This is a genomic window from Candidatus Avoscillospira sp. LCP25S3_F1 (genome assembly GCF_052117125.1).
Lineage (GTDB): Bacteria > Bacillota > Clostridia > Oscillospirales > Oscillospiraceae > Avoscillospira_A.
The window spans coordinates 118,282-137,807 of sequence record NZ_JBQKJT010000010.1 but is presented as its reverse complement, the minus strand read 5'-3'; the positions used below and the strand labels follow the sequence as shown (position 1 = coordinate 137,807).

Genomic DNA, 19,526 nt, shown 5'->3' with positions numbered 1-19,526 from the left:
TATGCAGGAGGAGCAGGACTGGAATGCCCTGTGCGAGCTGATCCGCGCCTGCCCTGAGCGCCGCTTCGTCCTGCTCTCCCGCGGCCCGCCGCCGGGGAGCCTCATGGCCTTTCAATACACGGGGCTGATGACGGTGCTGGAGACCGACGACCTGCTCTTTGATGCGGATGATGTGCGGCGGCTGCTCCGGCTTTACGGCGTGGAGGCGGCAGACAGTGAGATCGACGGGATACGGAAGGAATCCATCGGATACCCACTGGGCGTGGCCATCACGGCGCGGCATCTGTCCGGCGGAAAGCATTTTTCGCCGGAGATCGTGGCGCGGGTGTTCCGGGAGGTGTTTCTCTACTTCGAGACCGCCATCTACCGGCGCTTTGACCTGCCGGTGCGCCGTTTTCTGCTGGAGCTTGCGCCGTTTGAGAGCTTCGACCTGGAAATGGCGCGGATGGTCAGCGGCGATCCACGGGCCGGCGACCTGCTGGACTGGCTGCTGCGCTATACCACCATGTTCCGCTGCGACGACCGCCAGCACTATCACTTCTGGTCCGGTTTCCGGGAGTTCCTTCTCTGGGAGATGGAGCGGGAATACACAGAGGAAAAGCGCCGCGCGCTGCTCAGCCGCGGCGGGCTCTACTACGAGCTGAAGGAGGACTACGCCCGCGCCCTGGAATGCTACACCAGCGGCGGCGACCACTCCAAGGTGTCCGAGTTGCTGGTGCGCAATGCAGAACTCCACCCCGGCATGGGCCACTATGCCGAGATGGAAAAATACTACCGAAGTCTGCCGGAGGCGGAAATTCTCGCCTCTCCCTCGCTGATGCAGGGCATGAGTATGCTCTGCGCGCTGGCCATGGATTACGAAGGCTCGGAGCGCTGGTACGGCGAGCTGCAAGCATTTGCCGAACACTGCGGCAGACAGGATGCCGCCGGGAAGCAGGCCCGCAGCCGCCTTGCGTGGCTGGACATCTCCCTGCCCCAGCGGGGCGTGAACGGCTTGATGGAAACCATCCCAGCTGTGTTCCGGCTGCTGATGAACAAGGAAGTGACGCTGCCGTCCTTCTCCGTCACCAGCGCGTTGCCCAGCATCATGAACGGCGGCAAGGACTTCTCCCCGTGGAGCAAAAAGGACGACCTGCTCTACAAGACCCTCCGCATCCCCGTGGAGGCGGTGCTGGGGCGGGACGGCGTGGGTCTTGTGGACTGCGCCATCGCCGAGAGTAAGTTTGAAAAGGGCGAGGACGTCGCCGGTCGGATGCTGTCCCTTCTCCCGCAGCTCAACGAGGTGCGCAACCGCGGCGCGCCGGACATGGAGTTCGCCATCAGCGGTCTGCTGGCCCGCAGCCAGCTGGCAAACGGACAGCCCACCGACGCGCGGCGCACCATCGAGGTGCTCCGCGAACGCTTTGCCGAGCGGGGCCTGACCCGGTTTTTCCCCAACATGGATGCCATGCTCTGCCGCCTTTCGCTGCACACGGGAGATATCGATGCGGCGGACGCGTGGTATCGGGAAAAAGCGCCCCGAGAGCCGACGCATTTGAACGTCATGCGGCGCTACCAATATCTCACCCAGGCCATGGCGGAGCTGGCGGACGGCAGGCCGGACGCGGCGCTGCTGACGCTTGCCCCGCTGGAGCCGTACATCCCAAACTGCGCCCGCATCATCGACGGGATTCACCTGAACATTTTGACGGCCATTGCCCTGCACCGCAAGCGGGACGAGGGGTGGCGCGGGCGATTGACGGCGGCGCTGGACACAGCGGCGGAGTACCGCTTCATCCGCACCGTCAGCGTATACGGCACGGCGGCGCTGCCGCTGCTGGAGGCGCTGGACTGGGACGGTGACAAAGCATGGCGCAAGCGGCTGATGGCGGCGGTGCGGACGCAGGCGGCGTTTTACCCCCATTTCCTCGAGCCCCGCCTTGCCCCCGGCGAGGAGCTGACACCCACGGAGCTGCAAATTCTCCATCTGCTCTGCGCGGACAAGTCCAACGCCGAGATCGCGCAGATTATGGACGTGAAGCTGCCGACCGTGAAGACCCACGTCAGCCACATCCTCGACAAGCTGGACGTGAAGCGCCGGGCGGAGGCCAAAACCGCCGCGAAAAAGCTGCATTTAGTGCAGGACGACCTGTAAAAACAGCATCCGGCAGATGCCGGTTTTCCATATAAAAGCAAGACGATTTTTCAAGGAGGAAGAATATGAAAAAACGAGTATTGAGTATGCTCATGGCGCTGGCTCTGTGCCTGAGCCTGCTGCCCACAGCGGCGCTGGCGGCGGACCCGGAGGCAGCCCCGGCGGAACAGTTTTCCGGTCTCACCCTCGGCGAGACCTACTGGTTCGACCTGTCCGGGGCGGGCATTCCGGGCACCGTGAACGAAGGGAACAGTGAGGGCGCGGCCGCTGTGCCGGACAAGACCCTCCGATGGGTGCCCTTCACCTACGCGGGCACCGTGAAAGCTTATGTGCTGAACGAGAACTCCAGCGGTGTAAAGACCGCTTCAGAGGCGGCGGCAAGCACGACTTCCCCCGATGGGCAATACGGCTACACCTATGACCACAGCCTGTTTATCGCGGACTACGCCGTGACCCATACCGTCAGCTGGTATGAGCTGAATGAGAAGGGTCTGATTTTCGGCACGGCCTATACCAGCGGCGGCGTGGCCTATACCCTCCGCGCGCCCTCGGCGGGGAGCAGCGACGACGGCGCTTCGGGCGGCGCCCCGGCAAGCAACGAGTGGGACATGATTTTGGCCAAAAACAGCGTTGATATCAAAAACTGGAACAATATGTATTCCTGGGGGCAGGATACTGCTGACCTGGTTGACCAGTATGATTCTTCGTTTCGCGCGCACCGTGGGTACGACCCGGCCCGCGGCTGGGATTGCAGCGATGCTACGTTACAGTTCGCGGTCGTCGGTTTCCGCCCCGTCCTTGAAATTCTGAACCCTGACACACTGGGCCCTGACAGCCTGACGACCGTCACGCTGGACCTGAACGGCGGCTCCATCGGCTCCATCACCGGGACGGTCAATTTGGCGGTGAAGTCCGACTTCAATCTTGCCCTCCCCGGCGGCAAGGACGTAACCCGCCCCACCGGGAATACCGGCGCCTACTTCAAGTGGCAGGACAGCAACGGCAACTTCTACGAGCCGGGCGAGCCGGTCCCCGCCAACGTGACCCGCCTGACCGCCCTGTGGGCGCCGCCCGAACAGTTTTCCGGTCTCACCACCGGCGGAACCTACTGGTTCGACCTGTCCGGGGCGGGCATTCCGGGCAACAAGAACGGCAGCCTGCCGGACAGCACCCTGCACTATGTTCCCTTTACCTATACGGGAACAATAGAAGCCTACAAGCTCATGTCTGCGATGGCAACCACCGAGGAATATGCACAGAAGAAGAAATACGCCCACAGCCTGTTTATTGCGGACTATGCTGTGACGCATACGATTAGCTGGGATGACCTGAATAGCGCAGGTCTGATTTTCGGCAAGGATTATGCCGCCAGCGGCGTGAGCTACACTCTCCGCGCCCCCTCTGCGGGGAGCAGCTTTACTGGCTCTGCTGACAGTGAGCGCGGCACGCCCCAAAGCAACGAATGGGATCAGATTTTAGACAAAGACAGTGGCTATATCAAAAACTGGCCAGATATATATTCCTGGGGACAGGACACCGCTACTACTAATGAGTCGTTCCGTGCGGTTCGCGGGTACGACTCGGCCCGCTACGGGAATTACCGCAGTGCTGCGTACCGGAACGCGATCCTCGGTTTCCGCCCCGTCCTTGAAGTCCGGAACCCTGGCACCCTGGGCCCTGACAGCCTGACGACCGTCACGCTGGACCTGAACGGCGGCCATGTGGGACGTGATGCTACTGCTGTTACTGTCAATTTGGCGGTGAAATCCAGCGGGACATACACCGCCCCCAGCAGAGACGGTCTGACCCGCCCCACCGGGAACGACGACACCTACTTCAAGTGGCAGGACAGCAGCGGCAACTTCTACGAGCCGGGCGAGCAGGTCACCGCCAACGTGACCCGCCTGACTGCCCGGTGGGAAAAGGATGTTCCCACGCTGACCGCCCCCACCGCAAACACTCTGGTCTATAACGGCAGTGCGCAGGCGCTGGTCACCGCCGGTACTACAGCGGACGGCACCATGCAGTACAGTCTGAATAATGCAGACTGGAGCGACAGTGTTCCCACCGGCAAGGATGCCAAAACATATACTGTTTATTACAAGGTCGTGGGTGACAGCAACCACACCGACAGCGTGCCGGCTTCGGTCAGCGTCACCATCGCGCCCAGGTCCATTGCGGACGCTTCGGTCACGCTGGGTGAATCGCTGACCTACAACGGCTCCAGCCAGACCCAGACGGTTACCGTGAAGCTTGGTGAAGTGGATATCACCAGCTCCTGCAACGTGTCCAACAATGTGCAGACCAACGCCGGCAGCTACACCCTGACGGTCACGGCCAAGGACAATTCCAACTACACCGGCAGCGTGACCAAGGACTTCACCATCGCCAAAAAGTCCATCACGCCCACCATTGCAGTGAGCGGAACCTATACCTTCACCGGCAGCGCCATCACGCCCGCCTTCACGGTGAAGGACGGCGACACCGCTCTGACCGACAGTGATTATACCGCCGTTCTCGCCGACAACATCAACGCGGGCAGCGGCAAGATCACGGTCACGGAAAAGACGACCGGAAACTACACCTTCAGCGAAGCGCAGCAGAGCTTTACCATCGGCAAGGCCGCCGCGCCGACGCTGGACAACATTTCTGTCAGCCAGAAGTACACCGTGACCACCCAGCAGAGCAAAGACATCGGCCGAGCGGGGATGCCTGATGACGCCGGCACCCTGGCCTATGCCAAGGGCACTGAGGAAGAGATTACCTACGTCAGCAGCTGGAACGTGGAACCCGATACCGGTAAAGTGACCTTCACCCTGTCCGGCGGCGCAGCAGGCAGCACTGTGACCCTGCCCATCAAGATCACCTCCACCAACTACGCGGATTCCACCGTCAATGTGGTGATTACCCTGACGGATAAGGATGTTCCCACGGTCAACGCCAACGACATCACCGTGACCTACACCGGCTCCGCTGTTCCGAACAGCGCCATTACCGGTACTGCCAGCGTGGCCGGTAGTTGGAGCTTCAAGAACGCGGCTCCCGTGAAGGTTGCGGACAGCAGCGACAGTGTGACCGTGGTGTTCACCCCCGCGGACACGGACACTTATGAAACGGTTGAGGATTTCATCAAGGTGACCATCAACAAGGCCACCCCCACCGGAACGCCCGCTTACACCGCCATCACCACCGGCGGCAAGACTCTGGCGGACGCGGCGCTGGCTATCGGCACCATCACGCCGACCGGCGGCTCCATCGCGTGGGACGTTGCCGCCGACACCGCTGTGACAGCCAACACCGCCTACAACTGGACTTATACCCCCACCGACCCGGACAACTACAACCATCTGACCGGCAGCATCACGCCTTATGTGGTGTCCTACTCCGGTGGAGGCTCCTCCGGCAGCTCCAACACCACCACCAAAACGGAGAAGAACCCGGACGGCTCCACCACCATGACCGTGACCGACAAGAAGACGGGCACCGTGACCGAGACCACCAAGAACACCGACGGCAGTACCACCGTTGTGGAGACCAAGAAGGACGGCACCGTCACCGAGACCAACAAGACCGCTGACGGCACCACCGGCACCGTGGTCACCGACAAGAACGGCAGCGTAACCGAAGTGAAGTCCACCGTTTCCACTGCTGCCGCGAAGGAAGCCGCCAAGACCGGCGAGGCTGTGACTCTGCCTGTGGAAGTCCCCGCGGCCAAGACCACCGAAGACGCTCCCGCTGTGGAAATTTCCGTGCCCAAGAGCACCGGCTCCGTCAAGGTGGAAATTCCCGTGGAGAAGGTTACCCCCGGCACCGTGGCCGTCATCGTCAATGCCGACGGCACCGAGGAGATCGTCAAGACCTCCATTCCCACCAAAAACGGCGTGGCGCTGACCCTGAGCGGCTCCGCCACCGTGAAGGTCGTGGACAACGCCAAGGAGTTTGCGGACATTCATTCCGTCAACCACTGGGCAGAGGGCGCCGTGGACTTCGCCGTGGCGCGCGGTATGTTCACCGGCACAAGCGAAACCACCTTCAGCCCCGATTCCAATACGACCCGCGCCATGCTGATGACTGTCCTGGCTCGATTCGATGGTGTGGACACCTCCGGCGGCAGCGTATGGTACGAAAAGGGCATGGAATGGGCAAAGGCCAAGGGCGTGTCCGACGGCTCCAACCCCAACGGAAACATCACCCGTGAGCAGTTGGCGACCATGCTCTGGCGCTACGCCGGAAGCCCGGAGAGCAGCCACAGCCTGGACGGCTGCGCCGACGCTGATAAAATCAGCGGCTACGCTCTGGAGGCCATGCGCTGGGCCAACGAGAACGGCATTATCAACGGCTACGGCAACGGTCTGCTGGGAGTCAAAGACAACGCCACCCGCGCGCAGGTCGCACAGATGCTTATGAACTTTGTAAAGTGCCTGAATCAGTAAATCGGCTATATGGAAAGCAGGTGATGCTGACCATGCTGGGTATGCGGAACGGTGCGCGCAAGGGCTTGTATGGGCAGAAAAACTGTATGAAAAAAACGCCGATTCTGTGACGATTGGCCCGGTGGAATATACGTACAAAGCAATATACAGCATACAGCAAGGATTCATGAAGGGGGTACCCCCTTCATGATGGGATGTTCCATCCCATCAAAATTTTTGTCCACACGCCAATTATGAAGGAGGAAACAAAAATGAAGAAAAAAGCACTCAGTATTCTGCTGACGCTGGCGCTCTGTCTTTCCCTGCTGCCCGCCTTTCCGGCAGCGGCAGCAGCAGCAGAAATGAGAGATCTCTATGTCAGCGACAGCGGCACGGACAACAGCGGCTTCGGCACATCCCAAGCGTCCCCCTACAAAACCCTTGAATACGCCCTTGAGCAGGCGCAGACAGGCGATACGATTCATATTATCGGTACAGTGGTGACCGAACAGACTCAGACCGATATCCCGCTGATCATTGACAAGGGAGTCACCATCGAAGGGGATGACAGCGGTATCTTGAAGATCAGCCACGCAGGCATCATCTTGGGCAATTATGTCACATTCAGCAACCTGGCCCTTGGATTTTCAAACCCTGTCCGCAACGGGATCATTGCCAATGGTCATTCTCTGACCATGAAAAATGTAACGAAACCCGATAATACAGGATTCAGCACCCATCTGTTTGCCGGCGGGCTGTCCGATACCAATCTGCAGGATCTGCCCCCTGTAGGTGATTTCGGACACATCTTGCTGTCCGGCAAAGTTGAGGTAGGCGAGATTCACGCCGGCGGGCTGTCCGATGTATCCGTCAACGATCTCGGAACAAAAAAGGCGTGAACACCTTCACAAAGAGCCACATCGTATTCTCCTCTGATTTAAGCCAAGACAGCACCATTGGTGCCATCTATGCCTGCGGCGCCCGGGAAGTTCGCGGAAACACCAGCGGCGAGGCAAACGGTGACACTCTGGTGACCGATCCTTCCAGATATAAGGTAACAGGCGGGGTGCAATTCATGTTGGGAACTGCCAACAAACAAATCGACATTGACGGTTCCACCGGCGGTCCCACCAATGCAGAAGTGACGTACAACTCCAATGATTCCTCTTCCCGAGGAGCAAAGGATATCAAGGATATTTCCAGTCTGGAGATCGAAAATGGCAAATTCTCTTTCAATACCACATCGGAAGAAAGCTTCCTGTTCACGGACATTACTGTGTACGGCGGTCAGACCTTGGAACTGCATAATTTCAAGAGCCAGTTCCCCGACAATACCGCGAACAATCTCACTGTAAAATCCTTTACCTCAATACCAAGAGGCGAAAAAAATAATCCTGCCAAGCTTACCCTCAAGGCCGGCACCAGTCTCCCCCACCAGCAGCTGAATATTCTTGGTCAGGCCTCCGGCGTAACCATGGTAGCGCTCGGCGGATTTAAAGGTGACACAAACGTATCTTGGAATAATGCCGTCGAGGGCAATTCCTACATCATCGCCGACGGTTCTTCTTTGGCCACATTCCTTCTGGCTCCCAGCGACAGCCAGCCGAACATGAGCTTTGTGCTTGCAGAAGGCGAAAGCAACAAGGCTGTCTGGAAAGCTTCCTCACAGCCCAATGACGGAAAAATCAGTCTCGACAAGGCGGAAGTCAAGATTCTGAATCCGCAGCCCCTGGTCTGCATTCCCAACGGAGAGGTAAAGCCTGAAATCGAAGTCTGGTTAAAAGATGCTTCCGGACAGACACTGGTAGATCCCGAAAATTATACCATCGGCTATCAGGGTAATGATTTGCCGGGTGAAGCCACCGTTATTGCGACAGGTAAAGGGAACTATGTCGGCGAGGCTATAGGTTATTTTGAGATAGCCCCCTGCCCTGTAACCAATTCTAACTACCTTTTGAAAAAAGTGGAGGTACCCAATACGGGTGTGACTATGACCATAGATTTGCCCGACCCTGCCGAGCTCCACGAAAATTTGAAATATGACACCCCTAAAATTTTCGCGGGTTCTACTTACTTAAATGGTGATATAAAGCTGGAGAACAATCAGCTTACCTTTACAGCAAAGTCCTTTTCTTCAGTGAATAGCAGCCATGTAGGCGTAATCAAGATTCCTGTCGTATCCGATCTGGGTCAGGATTACTGTCCCTATAAATTCTATACTTTCGATCTCCAGTTCCGATTAGTCAATCCCAATCGATCCGAGGTGACCATCCTAGGCGTAGAGGCCGCCTCCGATCTGACCTACAACGGGCTCCCCCAGGAAGGCTATACAGGCACAGTGAGCAACAACGACAACTATGAAGAAGGCTATTTGCATTATTACTCCGGCCGAAAGGACACAACGTACAGCAGTTACACAGCACCCACCAATGCCGGTGACTACACTGTGACCATCTCTGTCAGAGATGTCGCAAATTATACGGGAAGTACGTCCATGGATTTCTCTATCGGCAAAAAGGATGTCATTGTACGTGCCGAAGATAAGACCGCCTATGTGGGTGACCCTGCTCCAAAGCTGAGCTATACCGCCGAAGGCTTTGCTCTATCCACCCACGTTATAGGAAAGGAACCCAGCCTGGGCTATGAAACCCAGCCGGATATGTCGAAGCCCGGAACGGCAACCATCAAATTCACCAAAGAAATTGGAGAAATCAGAGACAGTAAAACCTTCGAAGATATCACCGATAATTATAACATCATCTATAAAAACGGCACGTTGACCGTAGTCTCCCGTCCCGGTGACGGCGGTGACAGCGGCAACGGCGGCAACTCCGGTGACAGCGGTTCCTCCGGCGGCGGCGGTTCCTCCGGCGGCGGCGGTTCCTCCGGCGGTGGCGGTTCCATCGGCGGCGGCGGTTCCTCCGGCGGCGGCGGTTCCTCCGGCGGCGGCGGTTCCTCCGGCGGCTCCTCCTCCAACACCACCACCAAAACGGAGAAGAACCCGGACGGCTCCACCACCACGACCGTGACCGACAAGAAGACGGGCACCGTGACCGAGACCACCAAGAACACCGACGGCAGTACCACCGTTGTGGAGACCAAGAAGGACGGCACCGTCACCGAGACCAACAAGACCGCTGACGGCACCACCGGCACCGTGGTCACCGACAAGAACGGCAGCGTAACCGAAGTGAAGTCCACCGTTTCCACTGCTGCCGCGAAGGAAGCCGGCAAGACCGGCGGGGCCGTGACCCTGCCCGTGGAGGTTCCCGCTGTCAAGACCACCGGGGACGCTCCCGCCGTGGAGGTTTCCGTGCCCAAGAGCACCGGCTCCGTCAAGGTGGAGATCCCCGTGGAGAAGGTCACTCCCGGCACTGTGGCTGTCATCGTGAAGGCCGATGGCACCGAGGAGATCGTCAAGACCTCCATTCCCACCAAAACCGGCGTGGCGCTGACCCTGGATGGCTCCGCCACTGTGAAGGTCATGGACAACGCCAAGAAATTCTCCGATGTACCCGCAAGCCACTGGGCCGGCGACGCAGTTGCCTTCGCCTCCGCCCGGGGCATCACCGGCGGCACCTCCGACACCACCTTCTCTCCGGACGCTTCCTGCACCCGCAGCCAGATCGTCACCTTCCTGTGGCGGGCCGCCGGGTCCCCTGAGCCCAAGGGCTTGAGCAACCTTTCCGATGTTCCCGCCGACGCCTACTACGCCAAGGCGGTGGCCTGGGCATTGGAGAACGGCATCACGGGGGGAACCGGCAATGGCATGTTCAGCCCCGACGCCACCTGCACCCGCAGTCAGAGCGTGACCTTCCTCTATCGCGCAGCCGGGTCTCCCAAGGCATCCGGCAGCAGTGTGTTCAGTGACATTGCCGCTGACAGCTACTATGCCGACGCCGTGGCCTGGGCCGCACAAAACGATATCACCGGCGGCATTGGCAGCGGGCTCTTTGGACCTGCCAATGAGTGCTCCCGGGCTCAGATCGTGACCTTCCTGCACCGCAGCTATCTGAGCAAATGACATAGCAATGAGAACAGCGGTCGTATAATGCGACCGCTATTCTCTTACCGCTGTCGAGACTGAAATTTGGGGAAAGAGAGCAAAGGAGCCACCACATGAAGAACGAATCACAGCAGGCACTGCTGCTTCTCTGGCAATACCTACATCAGCATACAGATGAACAGCATCCGGTCTCGGTCACAGACATTCTCGCATTCTGGCAGCAGCACGGCATTCAGGCCGGACGCAAGAGTGTTTACACTGACATCGAACTGCTGCAGAATGTCGGGATGGATATCGTCTGCGTCAAAAGCAGTCAGAATAGATACTTTGTGGGCCAGGGGCTCTTCGAGCTGCCGGAGCTGAAACTGCTGGTGGACGCGGTGGAATCCTCCCGGTTTATCACGGAGAAAAAGAGTACCGCCCTCATCAAGAAGCTGGGCCATCTCACCAGCACAGCGCAGGCGGAGCAGTTGAACCGCCGCATTTACATGGGCGGCACTCCAAAGCCGGAGAATGAGAGCATCTACTACAATGTGGATACCATCCACAACGCCGTCCAGAAGAAACAGCAAATCACCTTCCAGTATTTTGAGTACACGCCTAAAAAGGAAAAGATACTCAAGCATGATGGATACAAGTATCGGTTCAGCCCCTACGCCATGATCTGGAATCGGGACTGCTACTATGCCGTAGGCTGGTCGGAAAAGCACGGAAAGATTGCACAATTTCGGGTGGACCGCATGACGGCAGTCGAACCGCTGGAACAGGCGGCAGTCCAGACACCGGACTTTGATCCGGCGGAGTATGTCCGCAAGGTGTTTGGGATGTACCCGGACGACCTCTGTACCGTAGAGCTGCTGTGCGATAATGAGGTCATGCGCAGCGTCATCGACCGCTTCGGTGAAAATGTGCGGACGGAAACTGCAGATGAACAGCATTTCCGTGCCACAGTCGAGGTCGCGCCAAGCCCTCCGTTTTTCAGCTGGATCTTTACTTTTGGAGGAAAGATCCGCATCATTAGCCCGTTAACGGTGTTGGAGGAAATGCGGGATATGGCAGCGTGGCTGAAATAATTTCTGGATGGTGTTCCCTGTGGGGAACACCATCTTTTTCATGTCTTGCAAATCGAACGAATGTTTGCTATACTGAGGCTACAGTGTTTCCAGAGAAGAGAACACGGATAGGAGGTGAGTTACTTGGAACAGACATTCGGCAGCTTCATTCGGGAGAAACGGCAATCTATCGGATTGTCCCTGCGCACGCTGGCGGCAAAGCTGGACTTGTCGCCGGTCTATCTGAGCAACATTGAGAACGACCGCAGACCGGCGCCGACGCGCGCATATTTGGAACGGTTGGAGCAGGAACTGCATCTGAGCAAGGTGGACACCGAGCAGATGCTGGATCTTGCCGCCAAGTCCCAGAATAACCGGGTATCCGCAGACCTGCCGGACTACATCATGGATCGGGAGATCGTCCGGGCCGCACTCCGCACGGCAAAGGAGGCAGACGCCACAGACCAGGAGTGGCAGGAATTTATCGACCGGATCACCCAGCGCGCAAAGAAATCCAAAGAGGGCGGTGAAATAGACGCATGAAAAAAGCATATTACCGCGAACAGGCGCTGGAGCGGATCGCCCGCGATGTGATCACCGCCTATGACCTCAGACTTTATTACGGCCCTCCCACAGCCATTCCCATTGAGGACATCATCGAGGCACAGGGGCTGGTGCTGGAGTATCAGTATCTGCGGAATAATGGGCGGGTTTTGGGCGAGACCATCTTTGACGACGGTCTCACAGCGATCTATGACCGGGAAAACCACCGCTATGACCTTCTTCCCGTCAAGGGCGGCACCATCCTCATCGACTGCTCTCTCTGCGAAGAGGAAGCATCTACCGGGCGGCTGCGCTTTACCTGCGCCCATGAGCTGGGGCACTGGCTGCTCCATAAGAAACAGTTCAGTGGGACCGGCGAAAACGCGGCGCTCCGTTCCGGCGATGAGAGCGACAACACATTGGAAGTGCAGGCGAACCTGCTGGGCTCTATCCTTCTGCTGCCGCTGCCGCAGGTCAAGCGCTGCTTCTATCAGCTGCGCTCCGGACGGACAAATCAACAGCTGGTGACGGATATGGCAGGTATCTTTCAGGTATCCAAGCAGGCCATGCGCATTCGGTTGGAGAACCATAACCTGCTGTAAAAAATTTTCATGTGCTGTTCTCAAAAAAGAGAACAGAGAAAGCGAGGCGCTATGTCAAAAACCAATTCCCTGCGCTGTCCGCTGTGCGGCAAGGGCCGTATCGCGGATATCCCCAGCGGTGCGGAGCAGTCTCAGTACAGGCTGTTTGCGCTGCACAGAGCGGAACACCCTGACCTGATCGCCAAATGCCCCAAGTGCGGCGAACAGATCGGCATCACGGTGCTGACACCGGATGCTCACCCCCTGATCCACACGCCCATCCCCTTTATGGGATATGTTCAGGCATAAATTAAAAATCCAATTGATATGACTTCGTCAAGCGCACCAGCCACCCATCGTCGAATATGGGAACATTGAGTTAGGAGCCTTACAAGTAGCTTTTCAGCTATGTGTAAGGCTCTTTTTTGCGCCTTTCTTTGGCTGAAAAGCGGAAAGGCACACAATGCGCAGACGCTGGCAACCCTATATCGCTAAATATCCGTGACCCCATCTCAGACATTTCAAAAAAAATCTGAGATTGGAGTCATGAATCATGAAAAAATGGCAGGAAGAACGCAACTACCGGCGCGTTCGAAACGAGGCTGGCGAAGTCATCACCAATATCATCACTGTAGACGGCATGGATGTAGTGGTGCCGGAAGATGTGTATCTGGCCTACTCTCAGGCAGACCGCAGGGAACGCTATATCATGGAGGAACAGTCCTCCGGAAAACTGCTCTCTCTGGAGCAGATGGCGGAAGATGCGCTTTTGCCGGACTATGTCGGAGCGGAAACGGCCCCCAGTGCTGAAACGGAGGCACTGGAGCGTGAGGAATTCCGGGATTTGGCAGAACAGAAGCAGATCCTTTTGCTGGCGCTGCTGTCACTAAAGGATACCGACCGGGAACTCATCAACGCTCTGTTCTTCGACGGCGCGTCTACACGGGAATACGCCCAAAGAATGGGCGTCAGCCAGCGGGCGGTCATCAAGCGGAGAGACCGTATCCTGCGGGATCTCAAAAAGTTTTTTGAAAATTCCTCGAAATAAAGGTATTCACCGAACGCAATTTTCGGGAGGACAGTGAGGGGCTCCGAATCGCCCCTCGCTGTTCCTTGAAAATTGCATACCAGCAATACGGATAACCACCCGGACAGAAGAGCGATCCGCGCAGTGTGCGCCACGACCCACGGGAAGCCTTGCAGCTTCTCGTGGCGAGCGATTTTACCTGCGCGGGGGCGGCGTTGGCAGCGCCGCCCGCAGAGACGCTGTTCGGGCAGATAATGAGACACAATGCACTGGCCAGCATGAAGAGGCTGGGCTGCTCCGGGATTGAAAGCAGTAGAGATCCCGGAAATACGCCCGTGAAGGTCTTGCCGGACCTTGTCCGTATTGTTCCCTTTTCTCACCGGGGCGCGCGCTGCAAATACGGTGGAAACGAAAACAAAGCATGACAGAAAAGAGGAAATTATCGGATGAATACCAACGATAACAGGCTGAAAGCCCATAAACTGATCGACCATATTTTTCAGGATCTTCTTCCCGCCCACGGTATGACACAGCGCCCGGAGCAGATCCAATTGAGTCACCGGATGCTGGACGCCATGCAGGGCGGGAGGATCGCCCTGTGCGATGCCGGGACGGGCATCGGCAAGACCTACGCCTATCTGGCGGCTGCCACGGCAGCGTCGGCTTTTCCAACAGGGCAGATCGTCCGCCCCATTATCATTTCCACTTCCAGTATCGCGCTGCAAAATGCGGTGCTGACGGAGTATCTGCCGCTGCTGTCCTGTGTCCTAATGGCGGACGGGATTCTTACCAAGCCACTGAAAGCGGTCATCCGCAAAGGCAAAAGCCATTATGTCTGCGATGAGCGATTGGACAGGCGGCTGCGTCAGGTATATCCTGCAAAGAAAAATCCGGAAGCGCTGGCAGCGCTCCGAACTCTTAAGGAAACGCTGGACATGGACGGCGTTTCCCATCTCAGCGGCTATGACCGGGAGCGTGTCTGCGTACCGCAGGTCTGCGACTGCAAGCAGAGGGACTGCCGCTATCAGCGGTTTCTCAAGACCTGTGACAAAGGTCAATTCCTGTTTCAAATCTGCAATCATAATCTGCTGGTGGCAGACGCCATCCACCACAGCGAGGGAAAACGCCCCATCTTCCCGGAGCACGGCATCATCATCGTGGATGAAGCCCATAAGCTCCCGGAGACCGCACAGCAGATGCTGGGTGTGACGTTGGCGGCCGAAGAGATACGAAACCTTATCCTTCAGCTAAAAGAGGAACGGTACTTACTGGCGGCAGAAATGCTGGAGGACAGCACCGGCCCTTTGCTGTGCAAGCTGGCACAGTCCAGAGAGGAAGCGGAGCCGGTGGAAGCCTGTTTGCGATTGCTGACCGCACCATCCCGCACATTGCCCATCATCCAGCGGCAGATCGGCAGCGTGCTCTCCCCGCTGGGAAGCTGCCAGCTGAATACGGTACTGGACGCGGTCAAGCTGTTCACCAGTCCCCAGACAGATATGATTTTTTACACTGCCGAAGATGTCAGCACAGGCGGCGCCATGCTGTGCGCCGCGGCCGGTGATATCACGCAGCGGATGAAAAAGATCCTGTGGCAGCCGGATCAGGCGTTTGTTCTGACCTCCGGCACCATGGCGGTGGGCAGCGATTTTCGCCGTTTCAAAACACAGGCGGGATTGGAGAAGGGACACCGTGTCATGGAATCCGTTTCTCCATCCCCCTTTGACTACCGGAACAACTGCCTGCTCTACCTTCCGCAAATCCCGCCCCGCCAGAGGGCGGAGAACACGGATGTGTACTTTGATGAGTTGACTGCCGAGCTCGTCGGACTCATTAACGCAGCTTCCGGTCACGCGCTGGCGCTCTTTACGTCCTACGCAGCCATGTCGGCTGTGAAGGAGCGGCTGCGGGAGGCATCCCTTCCATTCCCACTGCTGACGCTGGGCCGCAACGCGCCCCACATCATTGAACAGTTCCGGCACACGCCGGGATCGGTGTTGCTGGCCACCGGCGCGGCATGGGAGGGCTTTGATTTCCCCGGTGACTGCGTATCCCTGCTGGTGATCCCACGCCTGCCTTTCGCCTATCCGGATGCCCGGAAGGATCGGGAATTGGAGAAGTATTCTTCCCTTCGCGCATTCATCCGTGAGGTAGCTGTACCGGAGATGCAGATCAAGCTGCGCCAGGGCTTTGGACGGGCCATCCGCACGGAAAGCGATACCTGTGTCATCGCCATTTTGGATGAACGGGCCTGCCGTGGGCGCAGATACGCCCAGGCTGTGAGGGAGGCATTGCCGGAAATGCGGAGGACTGGCAGCCTGCGGGAAGTGACAAAGTTCCTGCGGGAGAAAAAGCCGGAGAGCTATTTTGAGGTGGAAAGATGATCGATGCAAAGAAAGAATTGCAGTATCGGCTGGCAGTTCGGATGCTGGAGCATCTGGCGGAAAATGGCCTGCTGAGTGCGGAAGAACTGTCTTATTGGCGCACTACTTGTGCTAAAGCATGATTATCGGCTAGTGCAGGTATTTTGTTGTTACGCTCCCGGCGGTATCAGTCAGATGCTCTGGTTTATCCGAGGCTATGACGGCGCTAAATTTGATGCCTGGAAGTACGTTAACCCGGAATTAGTTCCAGGCAGAGAGTACAAAACAGCCGACCTATTAAATAATAAGCCAGTTTACGAAAAAATTATCAGTTTTGGCAGATTGCCCAACGCTACAACGAGTCGTGTCGCCCATAAAATCGCAGATATAGAAACCATTGTTTCTGTGAGCGGTTCTACCTCTGATAAGAAGAACATTCCCACTCTGAATTATGGTGGAGGATCGTCTATGGATGATGTCATCGATGTCCTGGTAGACCCTACCAACGTAACAATCTATGCGGCTCGTGATCGCAGTAGCGCAACGGCTAACGTGCTAATCCGGTATACCAAAACCGCAGACGAATAGGAGGCTGTCTATGAAACGTATTGTCTATCAATTTGCTGTTACTACTGACGGAGCACAAGAGCCTGTAACATACTTGCAGGACAAATCCATCCTATGCTCCGATGACATGTTGGAGGAAAACCTTGCGGCGGCGAAAGCCGAGGCGTACAACGGCGAAGTCACGGTGGAGGATGTGCCGGATACCCGTCCTCTGGAAGCAATCAAAGCCGAACGTATCCAGCGGAGCAAAACCGACCTGGCAGCGTACCTAGAGTCCCATCCCATACAGTGGACCGACGGCGAGCGGTATTCCATTACCGCAGAGAAACAGCAGCAGCTCACCGGCAAGATCCTGTCGGCCACGCTGGCACAGCAGACCTCCACGCCGTACACGCTGACATGGAACAGCACCGGCCAGGTGTGCAAGGAGTGGACCACGGAAGAACTGGGTAAGCTGGCCTTTGCCATCGATGCCCGCGTCACGGCCCTGGTGGCCTACCAGCAGACCCAGGAGGTGGCTATGCGGGACGCCGAAAGCCTGGAAGCCCTGGCGGCCATCGAGGTGGACTATGACACGGTGGGGTAATCGGGTCCTGTCCATGCTCCTCTGGAGCTGGGGCGGTACGGTGTACTTCTTGATGGAGGTGGGCTACAAGTCCATCACCGGCCACCCAGAGCGGATCAGTTGGACCATGCTGGTGCTGGCCATCCTCCTGTCCATCCCCCTGGAGCGGTTTGGCGCGGAGCTACCCTGGGAAATGCCCTTGATGCTCCAGGCTGCTATCTGCACTGTGGCCATTACCGCCACGGAGTTGGTGGCCGGGCTGATCCTCAATACCTGGCTGGGCCTGGGCGTCTGGGATTATTCCCACCTGCCCCTCAACCTATGGGGCCAAATCTGCGCCCAGTATGCCCTGCTTTGGTACATCCTGTGCCTGATTTTCATTCCTGTATTCGACTGGCTGCGCTATGCAGTCGAAGGCGGCGAGAAGCCGCACTATACATAAATCAGCAACGGCGAATACGCCGAAAAATGAAAGGAGAAAAAACTATGCTGAAAAACTATCTGTGGACCATCTGGCAGTGTGCGAACGAGGAGCGCACCGACGGCGACAACCTGACCGGCGACATGGAGATCGCGCCCAACCTCTTTGTGGAGGGCATCAAGGGTAATCCCCAGCACCAGTACAAGGCCCTGTCGGAGATCGACGTCCCCGCCGCCAAGGTCAAGTGGGAGGCCCTGGACGCTGCCGGTCAGGCCAAGGAGTACGACGAGGTCGGCAAGATCATCGACCGCAACTACAAGGCGCTGTGCGCGGCCTTTGCCGAAGGCAACCGCGAAAAGTTCCGTGCCATTGTCCTGTTTAACAGCTGACCAACCGGGGCCGGGTCACCGGCCCCATCCACAAAGGAGGACCATATGGAATTTGATTGGATGCTGGCAGTCAAAGCCGGACTTGCTGCTGCACTAGGAGCATTCTCGGCTTTCTGGGGCTGGCTGGGCTGGCTGGTGGCAGCCTGGGTGGTGCTGATGGCCCTGGATTACGCCACCGGCACCGCTGCCGCCATGAAAAACGGTGAATGGGCCAGTCATACGGCCCGGGAGGGTATCTGGCATAAGATGGGCGAGGTGGTGGTGGTCATCATTGCCGCCTTTGCCGATGGTTTACTGTCTATCATCATGGAGCAGCTGCCCATGGTGGAGATTGCCCTGCCGGAGATCGGCTTGCTGCTGCCTTTGGTGCTGGTGTGGTACGCCATTACCGAGCTGGGCAGCATTGCCGAGAATGCCCAGCGCATGGGCGCACCCATCCCGGCCTGGCTGGTAAAGCTCATGGCCAACGGCAAGGATGCCGTGGACGCCGCCGGGGATAAGCTGACCGGAGGTGACAGCGAAAAATGAAACTGCTGTTGATTGCAGGCCATGGCGCCGGTGACCCCGGCGCTGTGGGCAATGGCTTCCAGGAGGCTACCGAGACCCGCAAGGTGGTGGCCGCTCTGGCCCAGGCCCTTGAGAGCTGCTGCGACGTGGACACCTATCCCACAAGCCGCAACGCCTACGCCGATTACACGGCGGGGCAGTTGACCAAAACGGCCCAGTTCGCCCGGTATGACTATGTGTTGGAGATCCATTTCAACGCCGCCAAGGCTTCCACCGCCGACGGCAAAACCAAGGGTACGGAGATTTACGTCACCACCGCCGAACCCTCCACCGCTGTGGAGCAGGCCATGGTGGCGGCCATCTCCGCCGTCGGTCTTACCAACCGGGGCGTAAAGCGGAACAACTGGGCGGTCATCAACCAGGCCCGGAAGGCCGGTGCATCTTCGGCCCTGCTTGAGATTTGCTTTATTGATGATGCCGACGATATGGCTGTATATGCAGCCAAACAGTCGGATATCGTCGAGGCCATCGCCATGAGTATTATTGACGGCTTCGGCTTGCAGCGTCCGGAGCAGGAACAGGAGGAGACTATGACCGGAAAAGAAATCTATGACGCGCTGAACGCCTACACCGCTACCCTGCCCGTCCCCGACTGGGCCAAGAAGGAGCTGAAGGAAGCCAAAGCCGCCGGGATCACTGACAGTAGCGCCCCCATGCAGCTAATCCCAAGATACCAAGCCGCGCTCATGGCATATCGGGCGTATGAGCTGGCCAAGGGCCAGAACAAATAGCAATAAGCACCCCCACCGGATTGGCGGGGGTGCTGGAAAAAAATTGATCCCCCCCCTCACAGGATATTTTTATCGTGAGAGGGGGGGGAAATTTTTGCTTTATGGACGTTGTAGCATCAAATTTACAAATGTAACAAGTTAAAAAGCGGTACTGACTGGAGCAGCTTACAC

The 19,526-nt window shown here is 57.6% G+C and carries 17 protein-coding genes; all 17 read left to right on the top strand.

Annotated elements, in window-relative coordinates:
- Nucleotide 1 precedes the first annotated feature (1 nt).
- The 17 genes from ACTQ33_RS10780 (at nucleotide 2) to ACTQ33_RS10700 (ending at nucleotide 19,355) form a co-directional block, all read left to right on the top strand.
- Nucleotides 2-2,134: a LuxR C-terminal-related transcriptional regulator gene (locus ACTQ33_RS10780; protein WP_441464603.1), complete on the top strand. Its 2,133-nt coding sequence runs from the start codon at nucleotides 2-4 to the stop codon at nucleotides 2,132-2,134.
- 65 nt (nucleotides 2,135-2,199) lie between these two features.
- Nucleotides 2,200-6,567: an S-layer homology domain-containing protein gene (locus tag ACTQ33_RS10775; RefSeq protein ID WP_441464602.1), complete on the top strand. Its 4,368-nt coding sequence runs from the start codon at nucleotides 2,200-2,202 to the stop codon at nucleotides 6,565-6,567.
- A 251-nt stretch (nucleotides 6,568-6,818) separates the two neighbouring features.
- A complete protein-coding gene (locus ACTQ33_RS10770; RefSeq protein WP_441464601.1) occupies nucleotides 6,819-7,445 on the top strand; it encodes a DUF1565 domain-containing protein in 627 nt (208 codons plus the stop codon).
- Nucleotides 7,442-10,570, top strand: a complete 3,129-nt coding sequence (locus ACTQ33_RS10765; RefSeq protein WP_441464600.1) for an S-layer homology domain-containing protein — start codon at nucleotides 7,442-7,444, stop codon at nucleotides 10,568-10,570. Before ACTQ33_RS10770 ends, ACTQ33_RS10765 begins: the two co-directional genes overlap by 4 nt.
- 95 nt (nucleotides 10,571-10,665) lie before the next feature.
- Nucleotides 10,666-11,625 (top strand): helix-turn-helix transcriptional regulator, encoded by a 960-nt coding sequence (locus ACTQ33_RS10760; RefSeq protein ID WP_441464599.1) that lies wholly within the window; start codon nucleotides 10,666-10,668, stop codon nucleotides 11,623-11,625.
- A 123-nt stretch (nucleotides 11,626-11,748) separates the two neighbouring features.
- A complete protein-coding gene (locus tag ACTQ33_RS10755) occupies nucleotides 11,749-12,147 on the top strand; it encodes a helix-turn-helix domain-containing protein (RefSeq protein ID WP_441363933.1) in 399 nt (132 codons plus the stop codon).
- The gene (locus tag ACTQ33_RS10750) at nucleotides 12,144-12,749 is read left to right on the top strand and encodes an ImmA/IrrE family metallo-endopeptidase (RefSeq protein WP_441363932.1); all 606 of its coding nucleotides are present in this window, start codon (nucleotides 12,144-12,146) and stop codon (nucleotides 12,747-12,749) included. Before ACTQ33_RS10755 ends, ACTQ33_RS10750 begins: the two co-directional genes overlap by 4 nt.
- Before the next feature lie 51 nt (nucleotides 12,750-12,800).
- On the top strand, nucleotides 12,801-13,037 hold the full coding sequence (locus ACTQ33_RS10745) for a hypothetical protein (protein ID WP_118623837.1): 237 nt from the start codon (nucleotides 12,801-12,803) through the stop codon (nucleotides 13,035-13,037).
- 244 nt (nucleotides 13,038-13,281) lie between these two features.
- Complete coding sequence (locus ACTQ33_RS10740) at nucleotides 13,282-13,776, top strand: AsnC family protein (protein WP_441464598.1); 495 nt, start codon at nucleotides 13,282-13,284, stop codon at nucleotides 13,774-13,776.
- A 425-nt stretch (nucleotides 13,777-14,201) separates the two neighbouring features.
- Complete coding sequence (locus ACTQ33_RS10735) at nucleotides 14,202-16,136, top strand: ATP-dependent DNA helicase (protein ID WP_441464597.1); 1,935 nt, start codon at nucleotides 14,202-14,204, stop codon at nucleotides 16,134-16,136.
- The gene (locus ACTQ33_RS10730) at nucleotides 16,133-16,258 is read left to right on the top strand and encodes a hypothetical protein (RefSeq protein WP_441464596.1); all 126 of its coding nucleotides are present in this window, start codon (nucleotides 16,133-16,135) and stop codon (nucleotides 16,256-16,258) included. Before ACTQ33_RS10735 ends, ACTQ33_RS10730 begins: the two co-directional genes overlap by 4 nt.
- A 52-nt stretch (nucleotides 16,259-16,310) precedes the next feature.
- Nucleotides 16,311-16,703, top strand: a complete 393-nt coding sequence (locus ACTQ33_RS10725) for a hypothetical protein (protein ID WP_441464595.1) — start codon at nucleotides 16,311-16,313, stop codon at nucleotides 16,701-16,703.
- 10 nt (nucleotides 16,704-16,713) lie between these two features.
- Nucleotides 16,714-17,268: a DUF4376 domain-containing protein gene (locus tag ACTQ33_RS10720; protein WP_441464594.1), complete on the top strand. Its 555-nt coding sequence runs from the start codon at nucleotides 16,714-16,716 to the stop codon at nucleotides 17,266-17,268.
- A complete protein-coding gene (locus tag ACTQ33_RS10715) occupies nucleotides 17,252-17,689 on the top strand; it encodes a putative ABC transporter permease (RefSeq protein ID WP_441464593.1) in 438 nt (145 codons plus the stop codon). Before ACTQ33_RS10720 ends, ACTQ33_RS10715 begins: the two co-directional genes overlap by 17 nt.
- Before the next feature lie 44 nt (nucleotides 17,690-17,733).
- The gene (locus ACTQ33_RS10710) at nucleotides 17,734-18,057 is read left to right on the top strand and encodes a hypothetical protein (protein ID WP_441464592.1); all 324 of its coding nucleotides are present in this window, start codon (nucleotides 17,734-17,736) and stop codon (nucleotides 18,055-18,057) included.
- Between the two features lie 45 nt (nucleotides 18,058-18,102).
- Nucleotides 18,103-18,585: a phage holin family protein gene (locus ACTQ33_RS10705; protein WP_441464591.1), complete on the top strand. Its 483-nt coding sequence runs from the start codon at nucleotides 18,103-18,105 to the stop codon at nucleotides 18,583-18,585.
- A complete protein-coding gene (locus ACTQ33_RS10700; RefSeq protein WP_441464590.1) occupies nucleotides 18,582-19,355 on the top strand; it encodes an N-acetylmuramoyl-L-alanine amidase in 774 nt (257 codons plus the stop codon). The genes ACTQ33_RS10705 and ACTQ33_RS10700 overlap by 4 nt, the downstream gene beginning before the upstream one ends.
- Nucleotides 19,356-19,526 lie beyond the last annotated feature (171 nt).